Source organism: Ancylobacter sp. 3268 (genome assembly GCF_031456575.1).
In the GTDB taxonomy this organism is placed as follows: domain Bacteria; phylum Pseudomonadota; class Alphaproteobacteria; order Rhizobiales; family Xanthobacteraceae; genus Ancylobacter.
Map to the genome: position 1 here is coordinate 42717 of NZ_JAVDUX010000021.1, position 12934 is coordinate 55650.

Sequence of the window (12934 nt, forward strand, 5' to 3'; positions counted from 1 at the left end):
AAGCCATGCGTGCTGCCCCTACCAAGCCCAACCGAGGTTATGGCCGCTGGACGCCGGCGTGGTTCCTGGCGCCCGCCGTGCTCACGCTGTTCCTGATCGGCATCTACCCGACCCTGTTCGCGCTGGTGACCTCGTTCCGGCGCTACAACATCACCCGGCCGCGCGAGGGTTTCCCCTTCGTCGGTTTCGAGAACTATATTTCGGTGCTCACCGACAGCACCTTCTGGTCGTCGCTGTTCCTCACCGCCAAGTTCTACGTCACCGTGCTGCCGATCCAGGTAGTGCTCGGCCTCGTCATCGCGCTCCTGCTGCACAAGCCCGGCATGGGATTTTTGAAATCGCTCGCCCGCGTGACGCTGGTGGTGCCGCTCGCCACCACCTATGCGGTGGTCGGCCTGATCGGGCGGCTGATCTTCAACCGCGATTTCGGCGTCGCCAACCAGTTCCTCGGCTTTGTAGGCTTCGGTCCCCTCGACTGGCTCTCGACGCCCGGCGGTGCCTTCGCGGCCATTGTCATCATGGACGTCTGGCAGTGGACGCCGTTCTGCGCGCTGATCTTCCTCGCCGGCCTCTCCATGGTGCCCGGCGAGATCGAGGAGGCGGCGCGGCTGGAGACCTCGTCCAAGCTCGCCTTGCTGCGCCACGTGCAGCTTCCCTACCTGCTGCCCGGCCTGACGGCGGTGATGATCTTGCGCTCGGCCGACGTGCTGAAGCTGTTCGACATGGTGTTCGTGATGACGCGCGGCGGGCCGGGCTCGGCCACCGACCTCATCTCGATCTACATCCAGCGCGTGGGCTTCCGCATCTTCGATCTCGGCACCGCCTCGGCGCAGGCGATCCTGCTGCTGATCATCACCATCGTCATCAGCCGGCTGTACATCCGCCTGCTCTACCGGGAGGTCCAGTGATGCGTGGCAAGATCCTTCACGCCATCGGCCTGGCCGCCATCGTCGTCTTCACGCTGTTCCCGTTCGCGTGGATGGTGATGGCGAGCTTCAAGACCCAGTCCGACATTCTCGCCTCGCCGCCGGTGTGGTTCTTCACCCCGACGCTGCAGAACTATGTCGACATCTTCGCCGACACCAAGGTTTCCGGCGCCATCGTCAATTCGCTGATCGTGGCGACGCTGAGCACGCTTTTGTCGGTGGTGCTCGGCACGCCGGCGGCCTTCGCGCTCGCCCGCTATGATTTCCGCGGCAAGTCGGATTTGTGGTTCTGGTTCATCTCCAACCGCATGACGAGCCCGATCGTGCTGGCGCTGCCGGTCTACCTGCTCGCCATGTATGCCAACCTGCTTGACACCCATCTGGTGCTGATCCTGATCTACCTGACCTTCAACATCCCGATCGTCGTGTGGATCGTCACCGACCAGTTCAAGTCGATCCCGCCGGATCTCGAGCAGGCGGCACGCCTCGACGGCGCCGACCAGTTCACCATCTTCCGCAAGATCTACCTGCCGCTCGGCGCGCCGGGCATCGCGGTATCGGCGATCTTCTCCTTCATCTTCTCGTGGAACGAGCTGCTCTATGCGCTGGTTCTGACCCGCCGCAACGTGCAGACGGCACCCGTCGTCGCCACCTCGTTCATGTCCGGCTACGAACTGCCCTGGGGCAAGATCATGGCGACCGGCACCGTCATCGTGCTGCCGGTGACGATCTTCGCGCTTATCGTCTCCCGTCACATGGTGCGCGGCCTGACCATGGGAGCGACCAAGTGACGGGTGAGCGTCAGCCCATCCCCTTCGGCATCAACCTGTCCTTCTGCGTGAAGCGCTGGGTGACGCCGGAGCTATGGGCGCCGCTGGTGCGCGAGCGTCTCGGCCTCGACCTGGTGCAGTTCTCCTTCGACCTCGTCGACCCGATGTGGCCGGACGCGATCGTCGAACGCCACGCCGCCGCTGTCCGGCGGGAGGCGCAGGCGAGCGGCATCACCCTCCACAGCGCCTTCATCGGCCTCGCGCACTACACCTTCAACCAGCTGCTGCATCCCGACCCGGCGGTGCGCGACTATGCAGAAGAGTGGCTCGGCCGTGCCTATCGTTTCGCGGGGCTGGCCGGCATCCCGCGCGTCGGCGGGCCGCTCGGCGCCATTCCCGCGCGGCTCGACGGGACCGAGGCGGAGGCGCTCGATGCCGCCGACTATGACGACCTGATCGCCCGCATGCGCCGGCTCGGGGCGCGTGCCGCCGCCGAGGGCCTCGCCGAACTCTATGTCGAGCCGACGCCGCTGCGCCGCGAATGGCCGTGGACGGTGGCGCAGGCGCGGCGGATGATGACCGACGTGGCGGGCAGCCCGGTACCGTGGCGCCTCTGCGCCGATTGGGGCCATGGCACCTTCGAGCCGCTTTACGGGCCGGATCACGGGGCGATGGAGCCGTGGTTCCGCGACCTCGGCGACGTCATCACCGCCGTCCACATCCAGCAGACCGATTTCCTCCTCGACCGCCACTGGGACTTCACCGTACCCGGCAAGGTGGATCCTGCGGACGCCGCCGCGCTGCTGCGCCGGACCGGCATCGCTCCGGCACCGGTGTTCCTTGAGGTGTTCTATCCCTTCGAACACGACAGCGGGTCCATCCTGAACGCGCTCGAGGTCACCTCGGCGCGGATCAGGCAGGCCTTTGCCTGAGGGGGAAACAGAATGAACGGCGGTGTACGCGAGCGCGGCAAGCTGACAGGGGTACAGGAGATCGAGGCGGCGCAGATCCGCGCCCGCGTCGCCTGGCTGTATTTCATCGGCGGGCTGACGCAGCAGGACATCGCGGACCAGCTCGGGCTCACCCGCCTGCGCATCAACAAGATCCTCGGCCAGGTACGCTCCGACGGCTCGGTCTTCATCGATATCCGCCTGCCGATGGCGGAGTGTGTGGAAGCCGAACAGCGTCTCAAGCAGCGATACGGCCTCGCGGAAGCGACGGTGGTGCCGAGCCTGCCCGATGAGGCCGAGCAGCAGCGGGTAATCGGCGAGGCCGCCGGGGCGGTGCTCGACGGTCTCCTCGACGACGGCATGGGTCTTGGCGTCGGCTGGGGCAAGACGCTTGCCGCCGGCCTCAAGCGCGTGACGGCGCGCCCGATGCCGCAGAGCTGGGTGACGTCGGTGATGGGCGGGCTCACCCGCGGCTCCGGGGCCAGCACTTTCGAGGTGGCGACCGGCTATGCCCGCTCGATCTCGGCGGAATGCTACTATCTCGCCGCGCCGCTGTATTTCCCGACGCCGGAGAGCCGCACCATGCTGCTCTCCCATCACGGCATCAGCGAAACCATGCGCCGGGCGCGCACGGTGGACGTGGCGCTGCTGTCCTGCGGCGACATGACGACCCGCTCGCTGCTGGTGCAGACGCAGACCGTCTCGGAAAATCTTGAAAGCCTGCGTTCGGCCGGTGCCGTCGGCGATCTGCTCGGGGTGTTTCTCGATGCGGATGGCCGGCCGGTCGACCATCCGCTCAACGAGCGCGTGCTGTCGCTGGCGCCGCATGAGCTGAGCCCGGTGCGCCACTCGATCCTCGCTTCCGGCGGCCTCTACAAGGTGCCGATCGTGCGAGCGATCCTGCGGGCGGGATATGTGAAACGACTGGTGACGGACGAGCGATGCGCCGCCGCACTGCTGGAAAGCTGATGGACGGCGCCCGCCATGCCGGGGCCGGCCCTATCTGGAGTTTGAGCCGATGACTTTCTTGCGACTGGACAACATCAAGAAGAACTATGGCGACGCCTCGGTCATCAAGGGAGTCAGCTTCACCGCGACAAAGGGCGAGTTCGTGGTGTTCGTCGGCCCGTCGGGCTGCGGCAAATCCACATTGCTGCGGATGATCGCCGGCCTGGAGGATGTCAGCGAGGGCCAGCTCTATATCGACGGCAAGGATGTCACCTATGAGGAGCCGGCCAAGCGCGAGGTCTCGATGGTGTTCCAGTCCTATGCGCTCTACCCGCATATGAACGTGTTCGAGAACATGGCGTTCGGCCTGCGCATGGCCAAGCGTCCCGAGGCCGAGATCAAGGCGCAGGTGATGGAGGCGGCCCGCATCCTTCAGCTCGAGGCGCTGCTGGAGCGCAAGCCGCGCGCGCTTTCCGGCGGCCAGCGCCAGCGTGTCGCCATCGGGCGCTCAATCGTGCGCCATCCCAAGCTATTCCTGTTCGACGAGCCGCTGTCGAACCTCGACGCCGAGCTGCGCTCGCAGATGCGCGTGGAGATCGCCAAGCTGCATCGCAGCCTCGGCGCCACCATGGTCTATGTCACCCACGACCAGGTGGAGGCGATGACGCTCGCCGACCGCATCGTGGTGCTGCGCGCCGGCCTGGTCGAGCAGATCGGCTCACCCACCGAGCTTTATGACAGGCCTGCCAATATCTTCGTCGCCGGCTTCATCGGCTCGCCGAAGATGAACTTCATCAATGCCAGGGTGGTGTCAGCGATGGGTAGCTCGCTGCTGCTGGAGCATCCGTCCTTCACCGGCGGCAAGCTCGCCGCCGACACCGCTGCCGCCTCCAACGCCAAGGCCGGCGACACGGTGATCGTCGGCATGCGGCCGGAGCACCTCTCCATCGGCACCGCCCAGCCGGTGCTGTCGCTGACCCTCGATTTCGCCGAGAGCCTGGGCGGGTCGACGCAGCTTTACGCCCGTTCCGAGGGCGAGCCGGTGATCGTGCTCACCTCCGGCCGGCCGGAACTCAAGCCGGGCGATACGCTCAATCTCGGCATCGACCCGCGCCACATCTATCTCTTCAACGCCGCCGGCCTCGCTCTTTAGAGCCGCCGACGACGGCAACCCAGCAGGAAAAGCCCATGGTGCAGGCACTGGTTCTCGAAAAGAAGGGCGAGCTTTCCCTTCGCGACATCGATCTTCCGCTGGAGGTCGGGCCGGACGACGTGAAGATCGCCATCGATACTGTCGGCGTGTGCGGCAGCGACGTGCACTACTACACCCACGGCGCCATCGGCTCCTTCGTGGTGCGCGAGCCCATGGTGCTCGGCCATGAAGCGGCCGGCACGATCACCGCGGTCGGCGCCCATGTGAAGAACCTCAAGGTCGGCGACCGGGTGTGCATGGAGCCGGGCGTTCCCAACATGAATTCCCGCGCGACCAAGCTCGGCATCTACAATGTCGATCCGGACGTGCGGTTCTGGGCGACGCCGCCGATCCACGGCGTGCTCACTCCCGACGTCGTGCATCCCGCGGCGTTCACCTACAAGCTGCCGGACAACGTCTCCTTCGCCGAAGGGGCGATGGTCGAGCCCTTCGCCGTCGGCCTGCAGGCGGCGACCCGGGCGCGTATCACCCCCGGCGACGTCGGGCTGGTGATCGGCTGCGGGCCGATTGGTATCATGACGGCGCTGGCCGCGCTCGCCGGCGGTTGCTCGCGGGTCTACATCTCCGACCTCTCGGCGCCGAAGCTGGCCATTGCCGGGCAATATGCCGGCATTCACCCGGTCAACATCACCGAGCGCAGGCTCGCCGACGTCATCGCCGCGGAGACCGAGGGCTGGGGCGCCGACGTGGTGTTCGAGGCCAGCGGCTCGCCGCGCGCCTATGACGGCATCTTCGATCTCGTCCGCCCCGGCGGCACGCTGGTGCTGATCGGCATGCCCGTCGAGCCGACCAAGTTCGACGTCGCCGCCGCGATCATCAAGGAAGCACGGATCGAGACCGTGTTCCGCTATGCCAATAATTTCGACCGCGCGGTCAACCTTATCGCTTCCGGCAAGGTGGACCTCAAGCCGCTGATTTCCGAGACCTTCGACTTCGCCCGCAGCATCGAGGCGTTCGACCGTGCGGCGAAGGGGCTGCCGGACGACGTGAAGCTGCAGATCAAGCTGCGCGGCTGAGAGGCCGGCGATCTTCCTATCACCCGGCCGCCGCGCGCGGCCGGGCTTCGTCTGTTCCTGAAAAGATCGAGGACTGAAATGGCTAGAAGGCTTCAGGGCAAGGTCGCCGCCATCACCGGCGCGGCCTCGGGCATCGGCCTCGAATGCGCGCGGGCAATGCTCGATGAGGGCGCGACGGTGGCGCTGGTCGATCGCGCCGCCGACGCGCTGGATTCCATCTGTGCCGAACTCGGGCCGAAGGCCGTGCCGGTGGTGGTCGACCTGCTCGACCCGGCGAGCGTGGCCACCATGCTGCCGCAGATCCTCGACGCCTGCGGTCCGCTCGACATCTTCCACGCCAATGCCGGCGCCTATATTGGCGGCGACGTGGTGGAAGGCGATCCGGATGCGTGGGATCGCGTGCTGAACCTCAACGTCAACGCCGCCTTCCGCACCGTGCAGGCGGTGCTGCCGCACATGGCCGAACGCAAGACCGGCGACGTGATCTTCACCTCCTCCATTGCCGGCGTGGTGCCGGTGGTGTGGGAACCGATCTACACGGCGTCGAAATTCGCTGTGCAAGCCTTCGTCCATACGACGCGCCGGCAGGTCGCCAAGCACGGCATCCGCGTCGGCGCCGTGCTTCCGGGACCGGTCGTCACCGCCCTGATCAAGGACTGGCCGCAGGCCAAGCTCGACGAGGCGCTTGCCTCCGGCGCCCTCATGGAGGCAAAGGAGGTGGCGGACTGCGTCGTCTTCATGCTGACCCGCCCGCGCAACGTCACAGTTCGTGACCTGGTGATCCTGCCGAACGGAACGGACCTTTGAGCATGAGCGGATGTTTCGCTGGAATCGATGTCGGCACCGGAAGCGTGCGCGCCGGCATCTTCGACAGCAGCGGCCGGCAGTTGGCCGTCGCCAAGCGGGACATTCGCATCTGGAAGGAACATGGCGACGTCGTCGAGCAATCCAGCGACGACATCTGGGCCTGCGTCTGCGCCAGCGTGCGGGAGGCCATCTCCCGCGCCGGCATAAAGGCGGGGGACGTCAGGGGCATCGGCTTCGACGCCACCTGCTCGCTGGTGGTGCTGGGGGCCGAGGGGCGCCCGCTGCCGGTCGGGCGCCACGGTGATCCGGCCCGCAACATCATCGTCTGGATGGATCACCGCGCCACCGGGCAGACCGACCGCATCAACGCTCTCGGCAGCCAGGTGCTCGACTACGTCGGCGGCATCATCTCGCCGGAGATGGAGACGCCGAAGCTGCTCTGGCTGAGCGAGGAACTGCCGGAGACCTTCGCCGGTGCCTGGCAGTTTCTCGACCTCGCCGACTTCCTCACCTGGAAGGCGACCGGCAGCCTTGCCCGCTCGGTTTGCACCGTCACCTGCAAATGGACCTATCTGGCCCATGAGCAACGCTGGGACGAGGACTATTTCCGGCGCATAGGCCTCGGCGCGTTGGCCGACGAAGGCTTCGCGCGGATCGGCACCGAGATCGTCGCCGCCGGCACGCCGCTCGGGCAAGGCCTCACCGCACAGGCCGCAGAGCAGCTCGGGCTTGCACCGGGGATCGCCGTCGCGGCGGGCCTGATCGACGCGCATGCGGGTGGCATCGGCACCGTCGGCGCGCGCGGCGGCAATGGCAGCGCGCTGAACCGCATGGCCTATGTGTTCGGCACCTCCGCCTGCACCTTGCTCACCACCACCGAGCCGGCCTTTGTTCCGGGTGTATGGGGCCCGTATTTCTCTGCCATGGTGCCGGGCTTCTGGTTGAACGAGGGGGGCCAATCGGCGGCCGGCGCCGCCATCGACCGTCTGGTCCGGCTGCATCCGGCGGCGCCGCAGGCGCTCGAGCTTGCCAAGACCGATGGTCAGAATCTCAGCATGTGGCTGGCGCACCGGGCCGAGGCGGCGGGGGGAGCGGCGGCGATCGCCGAGCTTGCCGGCACGCTTCACGTGGTGCCGGAATTTCTGGGGAATCGCGCGCCCTTCGCCGATCATCTGGCGCGCGGCATCGTCGCCGGACTGGGCATGGACGAGGATCTCGACAGTCTCGTCGGCCTGTACATGGCCGGCCTTGCCGGCATCGGCTACGGCCTGCGACAGATCCTCGACGCCCAGGCAGCGAAGGGAGCGCGCACCGACACAGTGGTGGTGTCGGGTGGCGCCGGCCAGAGCGCACTGGTACGGCAGGTGCTGGCGGATGCGGCGGATGTGAACATCGCCGCAACCAGTTCGCCCGAGCCGGTGCTGCTCGGCGCCGCCATACTCGGTGCGGTCGCCGCGGGTGTCTATGACGACTTCGGCAAGGCGATGTCGTCGATGTCGGAGATCGAGGTCGTCTATCCGCCAAATGCTGCTACCCGAGCCTGGCACCAGCGGCGCTTCAAGGGGTTCGAAGCCTTGCAGGCCGCGTATCGCAGCCTGCGCGACTGAGGGCGGGCGGGGTCTCGCCGGCCCATGCGCCACCCGACCCAGAAATCCCGCAGCGGCGAATGGCCGTCGGGTCATACGCCCAGCGCGCAGCCATCCTTGCGGGGATCTGAGGCGGCGAGCAGCAATCCGCCCTGTTCCCGCACAATCAGCTGGGCGCCGCCGATCGGTTCGACCGCGACCTTCACGTGATGCCCACGGGCCGCGAGATCCGCCAGAACCTCCTCGGGATAGGTCGGCTCGACTTCCAGCACGCCATCGAAGGCGAAGGAGCGCGGTGCGTCGACGGCGGTCTGCGGGTCGAGTCCGCGGTCGAGCAGGCCGGAGAGCAGGGCCGCCTGGCCGGCGGCCTGATAATGCCCGCCCATGACGCCGAACACGCCGACCGCCTCGCCGTCGCGGCGCAGCAGGCCGGGGATGATGGTGTGCATCGGTCGCTTGCCGGGGGCGATGGCGTTGGGATGTCCCTCGATCAGCCGGAAGGAGCTGCCGCGCGAATGCAGCAGCACGCCGGTCGCCGGGTCGATCCGCGTCGATCCGAAGGCGTGGAAGATCGAATTGATGAACGACACCATGTTGCCGTCGCGGTCGACGACGCAAAGATAGACGGTGTCCGCATGCGCCGGCTCGTCCCACGGCACCGGCGGCTGCGCGCAGCTCATGTCGATGCACGCGGCGAGGCGCCGGGCGGTCTCCGGGGCCAACAGCGTCTCCACCGGCACGGTCATCGCGGACGGATCGCCCAGCAAGGCATCGCGGTTGTGGTAGACGAGCTTGGTCGCCTCGGCGTGGAGATGGACGCGGTCGGCCAGCGACAGCCCCTCGCCGAGGTCGAACTCCCGCAGGATGTTGAGCAGCATCAGTGCCGCGAGTCCCTGCCCGTTGGGCGGGCACTCCTCGATGGTGAGGCCGCGATACTCGGTGGAGATCGGCGTCGTGTAGAACGCGCCGTCCGTCATCGCCGCGAAGTCGTCCAGCGTATGCAGCCCGCCCAGGCTGTTGAGGTAGCGCACCAGCGACTCGGCGGTCGCGCCCTCGTAGAAGGCGGCCGCGCCCCGGCTGGCGATGTCGCGCAGGCGCTGGCCGAGCAGCGGCTGGGCGTGGCGCTGGCCCGCCCGGAGCGGGGCACCGCCCGGGAGGAAGAAGGCGCTGGCATTCTCGTCCTGCGCCAAGAGCGGCGCCTCGTCCGCCCAGTCGAAGGCAACGCGCTGGGCGATCGGGTAGCCGTTCTCGGCATAGTCGATGGCTCGCGTGAAGAGGCGGTCGAGCGGCAGGCTGCCATGATCGGCGTGCAGCCGCGTCCAGGCGGAGACGGCGCCGGGAATGGTGACGGCATGGGCGCTGGTGCGCGGGATCTCATCGGTGAGGCCGGCGGCCTTCAGCGCCTCGACGCTCGCTGCCGCCGGCGCGCGGCCGCTGCCGTTCATCGCCACCGTCGGCTTGCCCCGCGGCGCATAGAGCACGAAGCAGTCGCCGCCGATGCCGGTCATGGCGGGTTCCACGACGCACTGTGTCGCCACCGCAGCCAGCGCCGCGTCCATCGCGTTTCCGCCCGCCTGGAGAATCTCCAGCCCCGCCGCGGTTGCCAGCGGGTGCGAGGTGGCGATGGCGGCATCGCGGGCAAAGACGGTCGGGCGCGAGGGACCGAAGAAGTCGGCGCGGCGGGTCGAGATCACGTGGCTACTGCCCTGTTCCGGTGAGTGACGGAAATTCATACAGTTCCGCCGCGTTGTCGACCATGATCCGTTTGGCGACGGCGTCGCCGCCGCACCAGTCGCGGAACAGATCGATGAGCCCGGCATCGTCCGGCGGGCTGTCCGGCTTCGACGGGTGCGGCCAGTTGGTTGCGAACAGGCAGCGCTCGGGGGCGTGGGCGATCAGCGCGCGGGCAAGCGCGGCAACGTCCGGGTAGTCCGGCGCACCAATGCGCGATGTCTCGTATACGCCCGACGTTTTTACCCAGGTGCGTCCATTGTCGATGAGGCGGCGGAGTGCGGCGAAGCCGGGATGGTCGAGGCCGACCGGTTCCAGGAACTTGCCATTATGGTCAATGACCAGCCCGCCCGGAAGCCGGGCCAGACGTTCCTCGACCTCATGCAGCCGCCGTCCATCCATCTGCATCTGCACATGCCAGCCGAAGGCGGCGGTCTTCGCCGCAAGCGTCTCGAGATCGTCCCAGCCGAGCAGGCCGCCGCCGATCATGAAGAAGCGTATGCCGCGTATGCCGAGCCGGGTCAGCCGATCGATTTCGGCGTCACTGACATCAGGCGGGACGACGGCGACTCCCCGCGCATCCGCGCCGAGTACCGCCATGGCGTCCAGCGTCGCCCGATTGTCGAAGCCGTACACGGAAGGCTGTACCACCACCGCGCGGGTGAGGCCGAGCACTTCCCTCGTCTTGAGATAGGCGGCGATGTCGCCGCCGGCGACCGGGGGAAACGGCGAATTCGGCGCCGGCGGATACATCTCCGGCGGTCCATAGATGTGCATGTGGCAGTCGCAGGCGCCGGGTGGCGGGCGAAACACAGGGCCCTGCGCGGGAACGAGCACGCTCATTTGCTCAGCCATCCGGGCACGCGGTCGGGGTTCTTGGCATGGATCGGCAGGCGTCCCGCCAGCACCGCCTTGACCTGCTCGACCGTCTCCATCGCCTGATGTTCGGAGGGTTCGATCATCAGCGCCGCGGAATGCGGCGTGGCGACGACATTGGGCAGGCGCGCCAGCCGCAGCGACGGCTGCTGGTCCGGCCCGTCGCCGACATCGAGGCCGGCGCCGGCGATGGTGCCGGAGGTCAGTGCCGCCTCGAGCGCGTCCTCGTCGACGAGGATGCCGCGCGAGATGTTGATGAAGAAGGCATCCCGCCGCATCTTCGCGAAGGCCGAGGCGTTCATCATGCGCTCGGTCTCGGGCGTCGCATAGGCGGCGCAGACGACGAAATCCGGCTGCGACAGCACCTCGTCGAGGCTGACGGCATTCACCGCGCCATTATCCATCCGCGCATAGGGATCATAGACGGACACCTTCATCTTGAAGGCCAGCGCCAGCTCGACGATGCGGCGGCCGATCGACCCGTAGCCGATCACCCCGACATGGGCACCCGCCATCTGCCGGCCGAACACCATCGGGTGGCCGGCATCGCCGGCGTGATAGCGCTCGGCGTCGCGGGTGATGTTGCGGGCGAGGTCGAGCATAAGGGCGAGCGCGTGTTCGGCCACCGCATCGTTGTAGCCCGAGGAACAGTTGCAGACGAGGATGCCGGCGTCGGAGGCGGCAGCGACGTCGATGTTGCGCATGTCGACGGCGCAGCGCGTGAACATCTTCACGTCGGTGAGCCGTTCCATCACCTCGCGGGGGCCGGCGGCGAGGCGATCGGAGATCACCACCGCGCAGCCTTCCGCCGCCTTTACCAGCGCGTCGCCGAACAGCGGCGCGTCGCTGTCGTTCATGACGAGGTCGATCGGCAGGGCTTTCAGCGCCTCCACGGCGCGCAGGCCGTAGAAATGCGTGAGCAGATCGCGGTTGTGGGTCAGCAATACGCGCATGTCAGGCCATTCCGTCAACGATATGGGCCGGCAGTTGCGCCATCACCCATCGGTTCATCGCTAGCACCATGTCGTCGCGCCAGGAGAGCGGGCCGGGGCGGGCGAGGCAGGAGGACAGGCCGATCTGCTGCTTTTCGAGAATGCCGACATCCTCCAGCGCCACCGCCTCCCAGCGCTTATAATAGGGCGCGGCGCGCTCCTCGAAGTCGGGCAGTTGCGTATAGGCCTTGGGGAAGCAGCCGCCGACCGAGAGTACCGAGCGGTCCACCGCGATCGGCCGCACCGCCAGCCACCACATGCAGTCCTGCGCGCAGGCGAACTGGACTGTCGGCTCGATGACGGTGAAGTAGGTGCCCTTGCGCGACTGCTCCGAAAGGCCCTCGATGACCGGAAAAGGCGGCTCCTGGCCGAGCACCGCAATGGAGCGGTTCGACTGCACCTGGATGACGTGCCACTCGCCCTGCGTCGGAAAGCTCACCGAGCGCTGCGCGCCGACGGTGGCGGCATGGACGATGCCGGTGTGGTAGGTCTCCATGGCGTTTTCGAGCAGAAGCTTCCAATTGCACTTCGTCTCGATCTCGACATGCCAGGTCTTCACCATCTCGCCGAGCCTGTGGCTGCCGATCAACTCCGGCATGTTGCCGAGATGAGTCATCAGGTCGGGGGCGTGATCGTCATAATTGAGGAAGATCGAGCCTTCCCAGACCTCGAGCCGGATGGGGATGAGCCCATGCGGCGGCTTCTCGAACTTCGGCACTTCCCGCATGCCCGGCGCCCCGGCCAGCGTGCCGTCGAGCCGGTAGTTCCAGGCGTGATAGGGGCAGACGATGTTCTTGGCATGCCCGCAGCCTTCCAGCAGGATCGAGGCGCGATGCCGGCAGACATTGGCGAAGGCGCGCAACACCTCGTCCTCGCCGCGCACCAGCAGCACCGGGCCGCCGACGCTGTCGAGCGCCTTGTAATCGCCGGCGTTCGGCACTTCCTCGACGCGCCCGGCAAAGAACCATTTCTTGAGATGGATGTGCTCCACCTCCGCCTTGAACACTGCCGGATCGGTATAGAAGCGCGTCGGCGCGCTCTTGGCGTCGCCGAGCGGCGGCTCGGTCCAGACATAGGGTTCGGGAACCAGAGTGGTCTCAACGTTCATGACCGGGTGCC

General features: G+C 67.3%; 12 protein-coding genes. 8 read left to right on the forward strand and 4 right to left on the reverse strand.

The window, feature by feature from the left end; genetic code table 11:
* Positions 1-5: 5 nt before the first annotated feature.
* The 8 genes from J2X65_RS23580 (at position 6) to J2X65_RS23615 (ending at position 8237) form a co-directional block, all read left to right on the forward strand.
* A complete protein-coding gene (locus tag J2X65_RS23580; protein ID WP_310206778.1) occupies positions 6-908 on the forward strand; it encodes a sugar ABC transporter permease in 903 nt (300 codons plus the stop codon).
* The gene (locus J2X65_RS23585) at positions 908-1717 is read left to right on the forward strand and encodes a carbohydrate ABC transporter permease (protein WP_310206782.1); all 810 of its coding nucleotides are present in this window, start codon (positions 908-910) and stop codon (positions 1715-1717) included. Before J2X65_RS23580 ends, J2X65_RS23585 begins: the two co-directional genes overlap by 1 nt.
* Positions 1714-2628, forward strand: a complete 915-nt coding sequence (locus J2X65_RS23590) for a TIM barrel protein (RefSeq protein ID WP_310206786.1) — start codon at positions 1714-1716, stop codon at positions 2626-2628. Before J2X65_RS23585 ends, J2X65_RS23590 begins: the two co-directional genes overlap by 4 nt.
* A gap of 12 nt (positions 2629-2640) precedes the next feature.
* A complete protein-coding gene (locus tag J2X65_RS23595; protein ID WP_310206789.1) occupies positions 2641-3615 on the forward strand; it encodes a sugar-binding transcriptional regulator in 975 nt (324 codons plus the stop codon).
* A 49-nt stretch (positions 3616-3664) separates the two neighbouring features.
* Positions 3665-4747: a sn-glycerol-3-phosphate ABC transporter ATP-binding protein UgpC gene (locus J2X65_RS23600; RefSeq protein WP_310206793.1), complete on the forward strand. Its 1083-nt coding sequence runs from the start codon at positions 3665-3667 to the stop codon at positions 4745-4747.
* A 38-nt stretch (positions 4748-4785) separates the two neighbouring features.
* Positions 4786-5823 (forward strand): NAD(P)-dependent alcohol dehydrogenase, encoded by a 1038-nt coding sequence (locus J2X65_RS23605; protein WP_310206940.1) that lies wholly within the window; start codon positions 4786-4788, stop codon positions 5821-5823.
* A gap of 78 nt (positions 5824-5901) precedes the next feature.
* Positions 5902-6630 (forward strand): SDR family oxidoreductase, encoded by a 729-nt coding sequence (locus J2X65_RS23610; RefSeq protein ID WP_310206795.1) that lies wholly within the window; start codon positions 5902-5904, stop codon positions 6628-6630.
* A 2-nt stretch (positions 6631-6632) separates the two neighbouring features.
* Positions 6633-8237 (forward strand): FGGY-family carbohydrate kinase, encoded by a 1605-nt coding sequence (locus tag J2X65_RS23615; protein ID WP_310206798.1) that lies wholly within the window; start codon positions 6633-6635, stop codon positions 8235-8237.
* Positions 8238-8308: 71 nt separating this feature from the next.
* Here J2X65_RS23615 and J2X65_RS23620 read toward each other — a convergent pair whose 3' ends face one another.
* Genes J2X65_RS23620 through J2X65_RS23635 form a run of 4 tightly spaced genes read right to left on the reverse strand, consistent with a single transcriptional unit; the run spans position 8309 to position 12923 of the window.
* Positions 8309-9910 (reverse strand): gamma-glutamyltransferase family protein, encoded by a 1602-nt coding sequence (locus J2X65_RS23620; protein ID WP_310206800.1) that lies wholly within the window; start codon positions 9908-9910, stop codon positions 8309-8311.
* 4 nt (positions 9911-9914) lie between these two features.
* On the reverse strand, positions 9915-10790 hold the full coding sequence (locus tag J2X65_RS23625; protein WP_310206802.1) for an amidohydrolase family protein: 876 nt from the start codon (positions 10788-10790) through the stop codon (positions 9915-9917).
* A complete protein-coding gene (locus tag J2X65_RS23630; RefSeq protein WP_310206804.1) occupies positions 10787-11776 on the reverse strand; it encodes an NAD(P)-dependent oxidoreductase in 990 nt (329 codons plus the stop codon). The genes J2X65_RS23625 and J2X65_RS23630 overlap by 4 nt, the downstream gene beginning before the upstream one ends.
* 1 nt (position 11777) lies before the next feature.
* Entirely contained in the window at positions 11778-12923 is a 1146-nt protein-coding gene (locus J2X65_RS23635) for an aromatic ring-hydroxylating dioxygenase subunit alpha (protein WP_310206806.1), read from the reverse strand.
* Between the last annotated feature and the right edge of the window lie 11 nt (positions 12924-12934).

Excerpts from the sequence above, each read along its gene's own strand:
- J2X65_RS23580 (WP_310206778.1), top strand. The coding sequence starts at position 6 with ATGCGTGCTGCCCCTACCAAGCCCAACCGAGGTTATGGCCGCTGGACG.
- J2X65_RS23585 (WP_310206782.1), top strand. The coding sequence starts at position 908 with ATGCGTGGCAAGATCCTTCACGCCATCGGCCTGGCCGCCATCGTCGTC.
- J2X65_RS23595 (WP_310206789.1), top strand. The coding sequence starts at position 2,641 with ATGAACGGCGGTGTACGCGAGCGCGGCAAGCTGACAGGGGTACAGGAG.
- J2X65_RS23600 (WP_310206793.1), top strand. The coding sequence starts at position 3,665 with ATGACTTTCTTGCGACTGGACAACATCAAGAAGAACTATGGCGACGCC.
- J2X65_RS23610 (WP_310206795.1), top strand. The coding sequence starts at position 5,902 with ATGGCTAGAAGGCTTCAGGGCAAGGTCGCCGCCATCACCGGCGCGGCC.
- J2X65_RS23615 (WP_310206798.1), top strand. The coding sequence starts at position 6,633 with ATGAGCGGATGTTTCGCTGGAATCGATGTCGGCACCGGAAGCGTGCGC.
- J2X65_RS23625 (WP_310206802.1), bottom strand. The coding sequence starts at position 10,790 with ATGAGCGTGCTCGTTCCCGCGCAGGGCCCTGTGTTTCGCCCGCCACCC.
- J2X65_RS23630 (WP_310206804.1), bottom strand. The coding sequence starts at position 11,776 with ATGCGCGTATTGCTGACCCACAACCGCGATCTGCTCACGCATTTCTAC.
- J2X65_RS23635 (WP_310206806.1), bottom strand. The coding sequence starts at position 12,923 with ATGAACGTTGAGACCACTCTGGTTCCCGAACCCTATGTCTGGACCGAG.